Origin of the sequence: Clostridium polyendosporum (genome assembly GCF_018332455.1) — a bacterium.
Classification (GTDB): Bacteria; Bacillota; Clostridia; order Clostridiales; family Clostridiaceae; genus Clostridium_AY; species Clostridium_AY polyendosporum.
In genome coordinates this window covers 73,077-86,987 of sequence record NZ_BOPZ01000017.1, presented here as the reverse complement: position 1 = coordinate 86,987, position 13,911 = coordinate 73,077, and the positions used below count along the sequence as shown (strand labels likewise).

Genomic DNA, 13,911 nt, shown 5'->3' with positions numbered 1-13,911 from the left:
GCCAGTAACATTTATAACTAATATTTTCAATTTATCGAAAGAAGATATAATTGCAATCTACAAGAACCGTTGGGAAATAGAAGTTTTCTTTAAATGGATAAAACAAAATCTTAGAATAAAGAAATTTATAGGATACAACGAAAATGCGATAAGAATTCAAATATTCTCAGCATTAATAACTTATATGTTAATTTATCTAAGCTGTAAAGCTAGAAATACTAAAGTAAAGTACTCAATGCTTATGCTAACTCGAATAATCCGTTCTAATTTACTTGAAGCTTATGATGAGTATTTTATTGAATATTTTAAAACAGGCTAGTACTCGCAAAATTGAAAATTTTGCTTTCGTTTAATATGGAATTAGTCTATATAAATTTAATGGAATAATATTCATAATAAGTAATGTATAAGAAAAAGGCAGTTAGTGAATTGTATTTTCAATTCATATGACTGCCTTTTTATAAGAGTCAATAGGCTGTTATTGTATTAATGCAACAGCAGAACCAGTTTGGCCCTTAATTATTTTTAATTAGATTTAGAAGTTTTTGCAGTTGGTTTTATATCTTCAAATATATAGTTTTGTATTTGACTTTTAGTAACATCTTCATCAAACTTTATTAAATAGGATGCATCATTTGCGGTAGTTGCGTTATAGTATCCAGTAGTAGGGAATCTCTCTTCTGTTATAGTTGTAACTCCAGCACTTAAGGCATCGGTACCGATTTTTGTTAGGCTAACAGAGCTTAAGCTTGTTTCAACGTATGGAAGCAAGGAATTAACCATTGATGGGTATTTAGTAATGCCTGCATTTTTTATCTTATCTAAAATAGCATTTAAAACTGTTCTCTGCCTTTCAGTTCTTTCAATGTCACCATTTCCTGAATACCTTATTCTAGAATAAGCAACAGCTTGTATTCCGGAGAGTGTATGAAGCCCTCGTTTTGAAATATGACCTGCAGATTGATTAGTTACTGAATTAACATCATCGATATAACTATTTAACTCCTTTATTTCATATGATTTAATATTGATATCAATACCACCAAGTTCATCTATAATCTTGGCTAATTCTCCGAAGTTAACAGCAACAAAGTCTTTTATATTTAATCCGTAGTTTTGATTTAGTGTTTTTATTGCAAGTTGTGGTCCTCCTAATGCAAATGCATTAGTTAGCTTGTCTTTATCGTGACCGTCTATGGTTACATAAGAGTCTTTCATTATAGAGGTCATCTTAATTTTTTTTGTGATTTTATCAATGGTAAGAATCATTGTAGAGTCAGAGTTTCCCCTTTCACCATCTTCTCTCTTATCAATTCCAAAGAAGGCTATATTTATGATGTCATTTTCTTTATCTTTAAATCGTTCAGCAACAGAACTGTCGATACCTAAGTCGTTATCACTTGTAGATATTTGTGTTCTATTAACCTTGTTTAATGTATTAAATACATAAACCCCACCAAATCCTAAAATGAATAAAATAATGCATGAGATGGAGAATAGAACAATTTTAACCTTTTTGTTTTTGTTCTTATTTTCACTTTTATTAGAATGCTCTTGTATTTCTTTCATGTTAGCACTCCCCCTAAATTAAAATTCAATATTAAAATTATACTACTAAAACATTCGTTAATAAATAACTAATGTTAAATAAAGTTATAATTCCCCAACTTTTGTTAATACGTAAAAAATGAGGCTAAATTTAGCCTCATTTTCTTATATCTTGCCACTTCACAAAGTGAAATCTGGCTAATATTGAAAGAACTCGATGTCCTTTTAGTGTTAATGCTGTCATCCCATGAAGTGAAATTGATTGAAATTGAACAGGCTGGATTCCTGTTTAATTTTATCTAGGAATTAATCCTATCTTCTTTTGCATTTTTCTTAATGTCTTTAATGCAACATAGCTTGCTTTTTCAGCACCTTTTTTGTATATATCTTCAAGGTAATTCTTGTTACCTAAGAGTTCTTTTACTTTTGCTTGAACTGGTGTTAATTCTTCTATAATAATTTCAGCTACATCTTTCTTAAAGTCAGCATATCCTTTGCCTTGATATGATTTTACTACATCTTCTGGAGCACAGCCCTTAATTGCACATATTATGTCTATAAGATTTTTTACTCCAGGTTGGTCATTAGTATAGTTTACTACACCAATGCTATCTGTTACTGCTCTGCTTATTTTTTTTCTTATTACTTCAGGTGAATCCATTATTAAAATAAAGCTATTAGGATTATCACTGGATTTTGACATTTTTTTAGTTGGTTCCTGAAGATCCATTATCTTTGCACCAGTATCTGCAATATAAGGTTCTGGCACTACAAAGGTAGGACTATAAGCGTTATTAAATCTTTGTGCTAAGTCTCTTGCAAGCTCAAGATGCTGTTTTTGATCCTTTCCTACTGGTACAAGATTTGTATTGTATAATAAAATATCTGCTGCCATTAGCGTAGGATAGTTGAGAAGACCTGCGCTTATGGAATCACCCATTTTTTGTGATTTATCCTTGAATTGAGTCATTCTGCTTAGCTCTCCCATATAAGTTGAGCAAGTTAAAAGCCAAGATGCTTCACTATGAGCTGGAACGTGAGATTGTATAAATAAAGTATTTTTGTCACAATCAATACCTGATGCAATATATATTGCAAGTACTTCAAGAGTTCTTCTTCTTAAATCAGCAGGAACCTGTTTTACAGTAATTGCGTGTAAATCTACTACGCAGAAGAAACAATCATATTGATCTTGAAGCTTAATCCAGTTTTTTATAGCTCCTAAATAATTTCCAAGTGTTAAGTCTCCTGACGGTTGAATACCACTAAATATAACTTTCTTTTTATCTTCCATTAAATAGTCACTCCTTTATTAAAGCGAAAAATCCCCATGGAATAATCCATAGGGCATAATACTTAATTATATCATATGACTATTTACTTAAAATGTCAACTGGACTGAGTAATATGATATATAAAAATATGCACTTATATATATATGTTTAATAAAAGATATCTATCGGGCTTTTCGTGAAAAAATATCTATCAAGAAGACTATAGCTGCTACTACAAGAAGTATGTTTATGAAATAGCCACCGATGCTGAAGATTAATCCTATTAGCCAAAAGAATACAATTATACCTGCTATCCATCTCAAAAATCCCACTATATCACCTCCGTAAAATTTTAATGGGGTGAATAACATCTGCACTTCTTTAAAGGAAGTACATAAGGAGTATTCATCACTATTATTATGTATGAAATATCCTTAAATAATTCTATTTTTTATAACCGAAAAATAAAAGACTTCAAAACTTAATTCCTAAGTATTTAGTTGGTAAGTTGTCTATCTATAGTATTAATAAATATTTATATGTAAATAATTTTTTGTTAGATTGTATCGGTACATTTGTCAAAAATTATAGAAGGATTTATTATAAAATGTGAAGAAATTATGAATAAGGGGGATTAGTTTATGAACAAAAGGACTAATGATGGATTAATTAATCTTATATTAACAGCATTAATGATTGCAATGGTATTTTTAGCTGGAAACATTATAAAGATACCTACTGTAGGTGGTTTTGTACATATCGGTGATTGTATGGTGTTTATTTCAGCTGTATTACTTGGAAAAAAGAGGGGTGCAATAGCAGCAGGAATTGGTATGGCTTTAGTTGACATTGCAGGAGCTTATTATATTTGGGCACCATTTACTTTTGTTATAAAAGCTGTAATGGCATATATAACTGGTGCAATACTTGAAAAATATAAAAAAAGAACAGCTTCTGTATATATACTAAGCTTTATAACAGCAGGAGTGTTTATGGTTGTAGGTTATTTCTTAGCTGGTGCTATAATTGCAGCTGGTTTGTCAGCGGATGGTCTTACTGGAAGTTTCATTGGGGGACTAGCTATAGCTGCAAAGGACATCGTTGGAAACATAATTCAAGTTACTACAGGAATTATAATAGCACTTCCGTTAAGTGCTGTAGTTCTTAAAGCAAAGAAAAGTGTAATTTAGAGGGGGGCAGTGCCAACCTCTTTACATTTTACAATTAAGAATATTATTAAAATTAAAAAAACCCTAGCTAAAGAGCTAGGGTATATACTCAAATATTTAAAGAAGAACTATCTTCTGTCTCTATTCATCTTTTGAGCTTTTCTTGCTTTTCTGCACTCAGGGCATCTTACAGGATCATTTTCGAATCCTTTTTCTTTGTAGAATTCTTGTTCTCCAACTGTGAAAACAAATTCCTTACCGCAATCTTTACAAACGATTTTCTTATCTTCCATCTTAATGGACCTCCTTTAAAATTCATGGGGGTAATTTTACTTGATAATTTGGCTCTTCCTGGAATTTTAAAGGAAGTTAAATTACAAGAAAATTATCCGCTGATATTTCCTACAAGTAAATTATAGCATAAATCTTAAAATTTTCAATAAAAATTTAAAAACTTGTTGATAAGGATTACTTGTTTTTTATATCCATAATTTGAATGAAAGATATAACTAAAATTTAATAGACTCGAAGTATATTTTACTTTATTTGCTACCACTTTACAAAGTGAAATTTAACTCAATTTTAATAGGTTCGATGCCCACTGAGCTTTATTTACATTTATTTAAAGAAGTTTTTAATCTATAAATTGTAAAAATTATTATAGGAACAATGAAGAAAACGACTAAAGAAATATAATGATATATTCGTAATAGCCTAAATAATACAAAGGTATTTTTGGCTGCAAAATAAGCTCCTATATATATTACCACTGACAGTATGGCTATGATTAATGATTTATTTATACCTCTTAATCTATCCTTAAAAACTAACAGTGCACAATAAATTGAGATCAAATACTTTAAAAACCAAGTATTGACTAAGTTGAATATTGCAAACAGTTGACCGTTTTCAATAAATCCCTTATAAGGCATTTGTTGAGACTGAATAAATCTTGGGTACAGTATGTTTTTAAATCTCATGTGACCAAAGGTTGATATTCCACCTATCATAGTAGAAACTGCAACTATTATTGCGAGTATAACTGCTATAAGGATATGTCTTTTAAGTTTTTCTTTATGTTGTACTTGTGCTAGTAGAGGTAGTACAATCGCAAAAGAGCTGTAGGCTCCTAATTGTTCAATAGTAGAATATATATATTTTACATCAAGAACATCTCTAAGTATTGGAAGCAAATAGTTAATACGCTTAGTTTTGATAAGAAGCAGAGATAGAATTACTCCACTTAAAAGTACAAATGTTGTAGATACAATTGTTATAACAATAAGAGAATCAAAATCTTTGCTTGCAGCATATCCAGCTGCAGGTATAAAAAATAATAGAGCAAACCATATTGGAGTCTCTACAAAAAGGCTAACGTGTATAGCATTTGCTTCTACTGCAGCACTTCTTATGGCTGTTAATAATAAGGTTACTACAAAAATTCCTAAATAAAGATTTCCATAAGCTTTTCCTAGAGAAGTTATCACTATTTTATTAAAATCTAAGGTGCTAGTTTTTTCGCATACGTTAATTAGGTATAAAACGTATATGAAGAAAAGTACAGATGCTACAATTGTAAAAATCCAAGTATCCCTTCCCCCTTGACGCACAAATAGAGAAGGGTAGGTTCTCAAGGAAACCACAGATACTACAAATACTAAAAGTGATAAATGCTTTGAAGTTAGTTTTTCCAAAATCCCACCTCATTTTAAGTTATATATCAAGATTTATTATTCTCAAAAAAATGAATATTAAACATCCTTTGTGAAGATAATATTTTTAGGTGATGATTATGAAAACTATATTAGATTATATTTCAGAAAAGCTAAAGGATAGTTTTGATGTTAAAAAGAGAGAAGTGGACACTGCATTAGGAAAGGCAACACTTATATTTATTGATAATCTTATAGGTACTGTATTTGTAAGTGAATATATTGTAGCTCCGTTAAGAAGAGCCCGGGACTGCATAAAGTCTGTCGAGGAAGTTGCAAATAATATATTAGATATAAATATAGTAGGTTTTGCTAAAAATGCTGATGATGCAGTGCTGCATATTCTTTCAGGTGATGTGATAATCATTTTTGAAGAGAGTGACAAAATAATATTCTGCGAAGCTAAAGGATTTGTTAGAAGAGGTGTAGCAACACCTATTACAGAAGCCGTTATTAAGGGGCCAAGAGAAGGATTTACAGAAACTTTCGTGGATAATATAGCACTTATAAGAAGGAGAGTTAAAAATCCGGATCTAAAATTTGAACCGATTTTTGCAGGAAAAAAATCTAATACTGTAGTTTGTTTAGGTTACATAAAAGGTATAGCACCGCAAAATCTTGTTGATAGTATAAGAGATACGGTAAAAAATCTGAATTATGAGTTTATATTAGATACAAACTATGTAGAAGATAAATTAAAAGCTAAAAAAACTCTTTTTGATACCATAGGTTATACTGAAAAACCAGATGAAGTAGTAGCTAAAATGATGGAAGGAAGAATCGCAATATTAGTTGATGGAACTCCCTTTGCTATTACAGCCCCATATTTCTTCTTGGAAAATTTTCATGCACCAGATGATTATTACTTAAATAAGTATTTTACAAATTTTACGAGAATGTTGAGATGGGTTGCTTTTTTCTTAGCAACTTTTCTGCCTGGTATATATGTTGCTGTAACAACGTATCACTTTCAGTTAATTCCATCTTTATTTGTGTATAGGCTCGCTGTTGCTAGAGCAGGTGTGCCATTTCCAGCCTCTGTAGAGGTTATAATTATGATGATTTTTTTCCAAATTGTAAAAGAAGCAGGACTGAGGTTACCTCAGCCTATTGGTACAGCAATGAGTATAGTAGCTGCTTTGATTTTAGGAGATGCAGCAGCAGGTGCAGGAATTACATCAAGAGTAACAATTTTAGTTATAGCAGTAAGCACAGTTTCCTATTTTCTTGTTCCTAAGGTTTATGGAGCAGTGGCCATTTGGTCTGTAATAATAGTATTGTTTGCTTCATTTTATGGGTTACCAGGCTTTTTTATAGGATGTTTAGTATTTCTTACACATCTTTCTGGTCTTAAGAGTTGTGATTATAATTATCTTTTCCCGTTGGGTACAAAGAAGAATTACAGCTTTAAGGATATTGTATTAAGAGGGAATTTAGATAACATTTCAGATAAAATAATTAATGAGGATGATTTGAATGAAGAAAATAAATAGATTTTTTTCATTAATTTTAATGATTATAAGTTTAACAGTTTTTTCAGGTTGTTTTAGTTATGAGGATATTAATAGACTTGCTTTTGCAACTTCAATAATTTTTGATAGTGGTGAAGGTGGAGATACCGTAATATATTTAGACTGCGCAAAGCCTTATAGAAGTGCTAATGAAAGCTCTGAGAAAGGTAGAAGGATTATATATAAAGGTAAAGGCAAGACTGTTTTTGAGGCTATTAGAAATGCTAATTTATCATCAAGTTCAAGAATAAGTTTGACTCAATGTAGAGCTTATATTTTTTCTGAAAAGGCTGCAAGAGACGGTGTTGAAAGATATATAGACTTCTTAGATCGAGAGAACTCTGTTATTAAGAGACCTGATGTATTTGTATACTTTGGTGATGTTGAAAATCTCTTAAAAACAGTAGAAGGTGATGAAGAGTACTTAGGTGTATATATAAGTGATTTAGTTGCAAAAACTAATACTACACCAAGAACTATAGATACTAGTCTTAATGACTACTTAACCCTTAGAACTAGTGGTGCTAATGTTATAGTGATAGGTGCTTTAGAAATGGTAAAAGACGTAAAAGATAAAAGGGTTGAGTTAAGAGGAGGAGCTGTTCTTAGTAATGATAAATTAGCAGCAAAAATTGATGTAGATGAAGCACAAAGTTATAATTTTCTTAATGATAAAGTAAGAAGTGGAACTCTTGAGATAAATAACCCTCAAAACTCTGATTCATTTATCACTCTTGAAATAGTAAGAAGTAAAACTAAAACTGATTTAAAGTATGATGGTGAAAGAATTAAGTTACATAAAGATTTATTTGTTAGATGTAATATTGCAGAAGCACAAAAGAGATTTTTAGTAAATGAAGAAGTGCTTAAGTTCTTAAAGAAAAATGAAGAAGAAAATATTAAGAAATACCTAGGAATGGTTTTTGAACAGTATAAGTCTAAAGAGTTAGATGTATTCCAAATAGGAAGAATGCTTGAGATTAAATATCCTAATACTGTAGTTAAAGGTGATCCATTAGCAATTACAGATCTAGTGGTAAATGTGAATGTGGATATAGAGGGACCATCTACTAATAAAGATACTTATTAGAAGTAGAGTTAAAGAAGATAATAGCTTTTGTTTAATAACAGTCCAATTTTTGGGCTGTTATTTATTTACCTCAAATTTTAAGGTAAATAACTTAAAATTTAGACTTTACATTAAAATATGTGCTACACTTTTATAAATAGCCTATTAAGGTGCTTGTTTTAATAATATAAAATTTAAGTATCATATAGTTTTAAATCTTAGACTTAAATTGTGATGATGAGTGAAAATAATATTAAAAATTTCATATTTTATGTAACTTTAAGGTAAGTTTGGTATATTTCTGAATAGAATATACTAAAGATACTATGTTTTTAGTAATGACTCAAGTGTATTTCTTATCTTTATTAGTATCAGAAGGGAAAAGAGGAAGAATGGATAGAAAAAAGCTTATGATTTTGCTAAAAAGAGAAGAAGGTACTAAGCTGGATTTTAAGCAAAAGCTGGAGCTTTATTATGAAACAGGAAAAAAGGAGCTTGCAAAGGACATATGTGCAATAGCTAACTCAAAAGGGGGAAGAGGATACATTTTAGTAGGAGTAGAGGATAAAAGTAAGGAATTCGTAGGTATTGATAGTATAAATAAGTTTACAGAAGAGCAAATACAACAGATTATATCATCAAGATGTGATCCTCCAATTCCCATATCTGTAGATTGGTTTGATATAGATGGAAAGGATATTGCATCTATAACTATATATGATGGTCAGCAGAAACCTTATCAGATAAGAGAAAATGGTGCTTTCTATATTAGAAGAGGTTCAACTACAGATATTATGAGAAAGCAGGAGCTTGTAGCATCTTTTGAAGAAAATCTTAGTTTAAGTATTGAAGCATGCGGGATAATGAGGAGTCATATTAGTGCTTTAAATATAGAACTTGTAAAAAGATATTTTGACTCAAAGGGAGTAACTCTTACTGAAGAGAATAAAAATTTTCTTCTTGAAACTAGTTCTATTGCTTTTGTGGAGAAAGAAACAGGAAATATGAAATGTACTTTGGGCGGCCTGTTGGTATTTTCTGATATAAATAGTGTATATATTCCTCATAACATGATAAGAATAACTAATAAATTTAAAAATGGTATGAATGAAATAAAAATAATTCAAGGTAATGTTTTAAAGATGATTGATGAAGCTGAAACTTTTTTAAAGAATCTTTTGCCAAGTGTGTATCCTGTAGAAGCAGTAATGGAGGCAGTTAAGAATGCTGTGCTTTATAGAGATTATTCTGATTTTACTAAAGTTATAGAGATCTTTATAACTAATAATAGTATATCTATAATCAGTCCAGGACAGTTAATTAAGAGTAATAGAAAAGGGCGAGAGAACTTTGGATATGGTAGAAGAAATATGTGGTTATATGAAAAAGTTGTAACCTTAGATGATAAAAAGAGGTTTTTGAAGAGCAGCGGTGGTTTTTATAAAATGAAAAAGGCTTTTAAACATAAGGGAAAAGTTTTATTTGTCAACTCAAGAGCGGAAGATGCTTTTAAGGTTATTTTTCCCGGAGTAAGTAGATTTTTAGATGAAGGACAGTAAATTATCCCCTCTTTAGAAGTGTGGACTTGTTGGTTAATATTTTCAATGAGGAAAGTTTACCTAAGATAATAAGGTCGTTTCGATTTGTACGGCTCGACTTTATTAAGTGCATACTTTAATGATAAGTAAAATTTAATAAAAAATTATTTTTACAATTTGTGGAATAAAGTGGTTATAAAAGTATTGACAAAATTGTATAATTTAATTATCAGTATTCTCAATTAAATAAATATAAGGGGTGATTCTCATGATTCAAGTATTCTGTAATAAGAGAGGTTCAGGAAAGACTAAGAACTTAATAAATCTTGCAAATACTAATGTGTTGACTGAGAAGGGTAATTCTGTATACATTGATGATGACAACAGGCCAATGCTTCAGTTGGATAAGAAAATCAGATTTATTTCTACACAAGACTTTTTATTAAGAGATTATGAAGGACTATATGGTTTTTTGTGTGGTATAATTTCTGAAGATTATGACATAGAAAATATTTATATTGATGGACTTTCTAATATTGTGGATGGAAATGCGGAGGAAGTAGCCCGTTTGTTTTTTAAGCTAGATGATATTGTAGATCGATTTGGTATTAACGTATACATTAACGTAAACGATGACAATGAGATGCCAGACCTTATTAAAAAATATACAGCGTAGTTTTAATATTTGATTTGAAAGTAATTTAAATTTGATATATATTGGTTATAGAAAGTACTAAAGATAAACAGCCTAAATCTTTAATCAATTGAGTTATGAAGTTGTTTATCTATAATACTAAAAGTATATTGCAATGAAGAGTAAGCTTAATTAAGTTGCATAAAATAGTATAAGTTTATGGGGGAATTCGGCAATAGCTGGATTCCTTTTATTGCTTTTATTTCATTAAGTGAAATTTTATTAAAGATGAGCAAGTCCCATGCTTGGTCAAATTTATTTGATATCATTTAACTAAGTGAAATATCATTTTTATTTTTCAATTTTATCTTTAAAATTTCAATAATAATAGTAATCTATTTAGATCTACTTAGCATGTACTTTATGATTAAGGTTAACAATATATATAAGGTTGATAATTGAAAAAATTACTTATATACTATATTTATGTGAAATTGGCTAAGATGCACAAGTTTAGTTTGTAATGAATTAGTGTATCTAAAGATATACAAGTTCAATTCTTACATGAATTTTGAAAAATAGTCCATCCTTCAATGCTTTTTTCAAAATGTTAATTAGTTATGAATTTGTATTTCTTTAAGCAAAAGTTAACATATAATTTAATTTTGGAGGGATAAGCAAATGATCAATGTACTTGACGAGTTAATGGATCGTGGATACATAAAACAGTTCACCCATGAGCAAGAAACAAGAGAGTTACTTGAAAAGGAAAAGATAACTTTTTATATAGGCTTTGATCCAACAGCAGACAGTTTACATGTAGGACACTTTATAGCAATGATGTTCATGGCCCACATGCAAAAGGCAGGTCATAGGCCAATAGCGCTTTTAGGTGGCGGAACAGCTATGATTGGTGACCCAAGTGGAAAAACTGATATGAGAAAGATGCTTACAAAAGAGCAGATTGAACATAATGTAGCTTGTATAAAGAAGCAAATGGAAAAGTTTATAGACTTTACTGATGGTAAGGCTATTTTAGAGAATAATGCTAACTGGTTATTAGAACTTAACTATGTTGAATTCTTAAGAGAAGTAGGAATGCATTTCTCAGTAAACAGAATGCTTACTGCTGAGTGCTTTAAGCAAAGACTTGAAAAGGGACTTTCCTTCTTAGAGTTTAATTATATGCTTATGCAAGGTTATGATTTTTATGAGTTAAACAGAAAATATGGATGTAAGATGCAGCTTGGTGGAGATGATCAGTGGTCAAATATGATCGCTGGGGTAGAACTTATAAGAAGAAAGTCCCAAGGTGAATCATTTGCAATGACATGCACTCTATTAACTAACAGTGAAGGAAAGAAGATGGGTAAGACTGAAAATGGAGCTTTATGGCTTGACCCAGAAAAGACATCCCCATTTGATTTCTATCAATATTGGAGAAATGTTAATGACGCTGACGTTGAAAAGTGTCTTGCACTTCTAACATTCCTTCCAATGGAGGAAGTTAGAAAACTAGGAAGCCTTGAAGGCGCGGCAATAAATGAAGCTAAAAAGGTTCTTGCTTTTGAGGTTACAAAGCTTGTCCATAGTGAAGAAGAAGCGTTGAAGGCACAGTCAGCAGCTGAAGCGTTATTTGGTGCAGGATCAGATATGACAAATGTTCCAACAGCTTCTATAGGTAGTGATAAATTAGGAACGGCTTTACTTGACGTGCTTGCTGAAACAGGTATAGTTCCTTCAAAGGCAGAAGGTAAGAGACTTATACAACAAGGTGGTCTTTCAATTAATGGTGAAAAAGTTACTGACTTTAGAAGAACTATTATTGAAGAAGATTTTAAGGATGGAGCGGTGCTTGTAAAGAGAGGAAAGAAGAATTACAATAAGATAGTTTTAGAGTAGAATCACTGTCTATGATAAACTATGGACGAAAGGTGAATTTGTATGGCACTGTATGCTATTTCAGATCTTCATCTTGCTTTAAATGTTGATAAACCTATGGATATATTTGGAGAGCATTGGTATAAGCATGATGAAAAGGTTAAGGAAAATTGGTTAAACAAAGTAAAACAAGAGGATACCGTTTTAATTGCAGGTGATATCTCTTGGTCAATGAAGACTGATGAAAGTAAAGAGGATTTAGATTGGATTCATGCTCTTCCTGGAAGAAAGATAATTGTAAAGGGAAACCACGATTATTGGTGGGGAAGTATATCAAAGTTAAATTCAATGTATGATGATATGCATTTTATTCAAAACAATTTTTTTACTTACGAAGATTGGGCTATATGTGGAACAAGAGGATGGACGTGTCCTGGCGGAGATAAATTTACTTCTCATGACGATAAAATTTACTCTAGAGAGCAGATTAGACTTAAACTTTCTTTAGATAAAGCAAAAAAAGCAGGATATGATAAGGTAATTTGTATGATTCATTATCCACCTACTAATGAAAAGTTTGAGAAGTCAGCCTTCACTGATATTTTTGAGGAATATGAAGTAAATAAGGTGGTTTATGGTCATCTTCATGGTCATTCCTTAGGCAGAGTATTAAATCATCAATGGGAAGGTGTAGAATATATAATGACTTCCTGTGATTTTATAAATTTTGACCCAGTAAGAATTTTATAATGAATGTTTTGATCGAGTGGTACTTATTACCACTCGATTTTTGTCTTTAAAAATCAGTAACATATTGACAACTATATTCATATATCTTAATATACAAATATAGAGATTGACAAAAACTTATCTATCTTAAATGCATTTACATAAAGTCATACTGCAAATAAATTAATTTAATTTTTAACAAAGTCAAATAAAAGAGCACTTTCTATTTGTATAGGAAGACGTATGATTTAATGGTTTAGTTATATTTTTTGTTTGCTGTCATTTCAAAAAGTGAAATTTCACTAAAATTGAATAAGTTTGATATTTATTCAATTTTATTTAATATTTGTAGTAAGAAATATATTTTTTAGAAAAAATAGTAGTAAGTATAAATGGTTTTTATAGATGATATATTAATTAAATTATTAGATGTTGAGGTGGGTATATTATGGATATGAACTATAAAGAACTTGAGGATATATCAGAGATACTAAAAATTTTAGCTCATCCTGTTAGGTTATGTATTGTAAGGGGGCTTTTAGAAAGTGGTGGATGTAATGTAACACACATGCAGAACTGCTTGGGTATGCCTCAGTCTACTGTTTCTCAGCACCTACAAAAGTTAAGAGCAGCAGGCATAATTCAAGGGGAAAGATGTGGTCTTGAAATAACTTACAGGGTTTGTAATGAGAAGGTTGCTCAAGTGGTGAAAACGCTTTTAGAACTTAAATAGAGTTTAGTAGGCATTGATCCTACTAAAGATATACAACTTCACTCCTTAAAAAATCTAGTTGTGAAGTTGTGTATCTATAATAGATTTTATATATGTGTAATATCAAAATAACA

13 protein-coding genes and 1 pseudogene are annotated in these 13,911 nt (G+C 30.5%); 9 read left to right on the top strand and 5 right to left on the bottom strand.

Annotated features, from left to right (window positions below):
• Nucleotides 1-191 (top strand): annotated as a pseudogene (locus CPJCM30710_RS18245) (transposase); the annotation flags it as partial.
• Nucleotides 192-525: 334 nt separating this feature from the next.
• Here CPJCM30710_RS18245 and CPJCM30710_RS10710 read toward each other — a convergent pair.
• From CPJCM30710_RS10710 to CPJCM30710_RS10700, 3 genes are all read right to left on the bottom strand, one after another.
• The gene (locus CPJCM30710_RS10710; protein ID WP_212904167.1) at nt 526-1,569 is read right to left on the bottom strand and encodes an LCP family protein; all 1,044 of its coding nucleotides are present in this window, start codon (nt 1,567-1,569) and stop codon (nt 526-528) included.
• A 274-nt stretch (nt 1,570-1,843) separates the two neighbouring features.
• Nucleotides 1,844-2,842, bottom strand: a complete 999-nt coding sequence (gene trpS / locus CPJCM30710_RS10705) for a tryptophan--tRNA ligase (RefSeq protein ID WP_212904166.1) — start codon at nt 2,840-2,842, stop codon at nt 1,844-1,846.
• Nucleotides 2,843-3,004: 162 nt separating this feature from the next.
• Nucleotides 3,005-3,154 carry a lmo0937 family membrane protein gene (locus CPJCM30710_RS10700; RefSeq protein WP_212904165.1) on the bottom strand — a complete coding sequence of 50 codons (150 nt, stop codon included), beginning with the start codon at nt 3,152-3,154 and terminating at the stop codon, nt 3,005-3,007.
• A gap of 309 nt (nt 3,155-3,463) precedes the next feature.
• Here CPJCM30710_RS10700 and CPJCM30710_RS10695 point away from each other — a divergent pair, with 309 nt between their 5' ends.
• Nucleotides 3,464-4,012, top strand: coding sequence for an ECF transporter S component (locus tag CPJCM30710_RS10695; protein WP_212904164.1), 549 nt, complete (start codon nt 3,464-3,466; stop codon nt 4,010-4,012).
• Nucleotides 4,013-4,119: 107 nt separating this feature from the next.
• On the opposite strand, the gene CPJCM30710_RS10690 is transcribed toward CPJCM30710_RS10695, so the two are convergent.
• Nucleotides 4,120-4,284 (bottom strand): zinc-ribbon domain-containing protein, encoded by a 165-nt coding sequence (locus tag CPJCM30710_RS10690; protein WP_212904163.1) that lies wholly within the window; start codon nt 4,282-4,284, stop codon nt 4,120-4,122.
• Between the two features lie 315 nt (nt 4,285-4,599).
• Nucleotides 4,600-5,685: a GerAB/ArcD/ProY family transporter gene (locus CPJCM30710_RS10685; protein ID WP_212904162.1), complete on the bottom strand. Its 1,086-nt coding sequence runs from the start codon at nt 5,683-5,685 to the stop codon at nt 4,600-4,602.
• Nucleotides 5,686-5,783: 98 nt separating this feature from the next.
• On the opposite strand from CPJCM30710_RS10685, the gene CPJCM30710_RS10680 reads away from it, so the two are divergent.
• The 7 genes from CPJCM30710_RS10680 (at nt 5,784) to CPJCM30710_RS10650 (ending at nt 13,798) form a co-directional block, all read left to right on the top strand.
• Entirely contained in the window at nt 5,784-7,196 is a 1,413-nt protein-coding gene (locus tag CPJCM30710_RS10680; protein ID WP_212904161.1) for a spore germination protein, read from the top strand.
• The gene (locus CPJCM30710_RS10675; RefSeq protein WP_212904160.1) at nt 7,180-8,304 is read left to right on the top strand and encodes a Ger(x)C family spore germination protein; all 1,125 of its coding nucleotides are present in this window, start codon (nt 7,180-7,182) and stop codon (nt 8,302-8,304) included. The genes CPJCM30710_RS10680 and CPJCM30710_RS10675 overlap by 17 nt, the downstream gene beginning before the upstream one ends.
• A 371-nt stretch (nt 8,305-8,675) precedes the next feature.
• Entirely contained in the window at nt 8,676-9,842 is a 1,167-nt protein-coding gene (locus tag CPJCM30710_RS10670) for an AlbA family DNA-binding domain-containing protein (RefSeq protein WP_212904159.1), read from the top strand.
• Nucleotides 9,843-10,089: 247 nt separating this feature from the next.
• Entirely contained in the window at nt 10,090-10,497 is a 408-nt protein-coding gene (locus CPJCM30710_RS10665) for a hypothetical protein (protein WP_212904158.1), read from the top strand.
• A 639-nt stretch (nt 10,498-11,136) separates the two neighbouring features.
• The gene (tyrS, locus tag CPJCM30710_RS10660; protein ID WP_212904157.1) at nt 11,137-12,357 is read left to right on the top strand and encodes a tyrosine--tRNA ligase; all 1,221 of its coding nucleotides are present in this window, start codon (nt 11,137-11,139) and stop codon (nt 12,355-12,357) included.
• A gap of 42 nt (nt 12,358-12,399) precedes the next feature.
• The gene (locus CPJCM30710_RS10655) at nt 12,400-13,086 is read left to right on the top strand and encodes a metallophosphoesterase (protein WP_212904156.1); all 687 of its coding nucleotides are present in this window, start codon (nt 12,400-12,402) and stop codon (nt 13,084-13,086) included.
• Between the two features lie 427 nt (nt 13,087-13,513).
• Nucleotides 13,514-13,798 carry an ArsR/SmtB family transcription factor gene (locus CPJCM30710_RS10650; RefSeq protein ID WP_212904155.1) on the top strand — a complete coding sequence of 95 codons (285 nt, stop codon included), beginning with the start codon at nt 13,514-13,516 and terminating at the stop codon, nt 13,796-13,798.
• Nucleotides 13,799-13,911 lie beyond the last annotated feature (113 nt).

What these genes read in the sequence shown, in the direction of transcription:
- tyrS (WP_212904157.1), top strand. Translation starts at nt 11,137, where the DNA reads ATGATCAATGTACTTGACGAGTTAATGGATCGTGGATACATAAAACAG.
- CPJCM30710_RS10665 (WP_212904158.1), top strand. Translation starts at nt 10,090, where the DNA reads ATGATTCAAGTATTCTGTAATAAGAGAGGTTCAGGAAAGACTAAGAAC.
- CPJCM30710_RS10710 (WP_212904167.1), bottom strand. Translation starts at nt 1,569, where the DNA reads ATGAAAGAAATACAAGAGCATTCTAATAAAAGTGAAAATAAGAACAAA.
- CPJCM30710_RS10690 (WP_212904163.1), bottom strand. Translation starts at nt 4,284, where the DNA reads ATGGAAGATAAGAAAATCGTTTGTAAAGATTGCGGTAAGGAATTTGTT.
- CPJCM30710_RS10650 (WP_212904155.1), top strand. Translation starts at nt 13,514, where the DNA reads ATGGATATGAACTATAAAGAACTTGAGGATATATCAGAGATACTAAAA.
- CPJCM30710_RS10655 (WP_212904156.1), top strand. Translation starts at nt 12,400, where the DNA reads ATGGCACTGTATGCTATTTCAGATCTTCATCTTGCTTTAAATGTTGAT.
- CPJCM30710_RS10695 (WP_212904164.1), top strand. Translation starts at nt 3,464, where the DNA reads ATGAACAAAAGGACTAATGATGGATTAATTAATCTTATATTAACAGCA.
- CPJCM30710_RS10670 (WP_212904159.1), top strand. Translation starts at nt 8,676, where the DNA reads ATGGATAGAAAAAAGCTTATGATTTTGCTAAAAAGAGAAGAAGGTACT.
- CPJCM30710_RS10680 (WP_212904161.1), top strand. Translation starts at nt 5,784, where the DNA reads ATGAAAACTATATTAGATTATATTTCAGAAAAGCTAAAGGATAGTTTT.
- trpS (WP_212904166.1), bottom strand. Translation starts at nt 2,842, where the DNA reads ATGGAAGATAAAAAGAAAGTTATATTTAGTGGTATTCAACCGTCAGGA.
- CPJCM30710_RS10675 (WP_212904160.1), top strand. Translation starts at nt 7,180, where the DNA reads ATGAAGAAAATAAATAGATTTTTTTCATTAATTTTAATGATTATAAGT.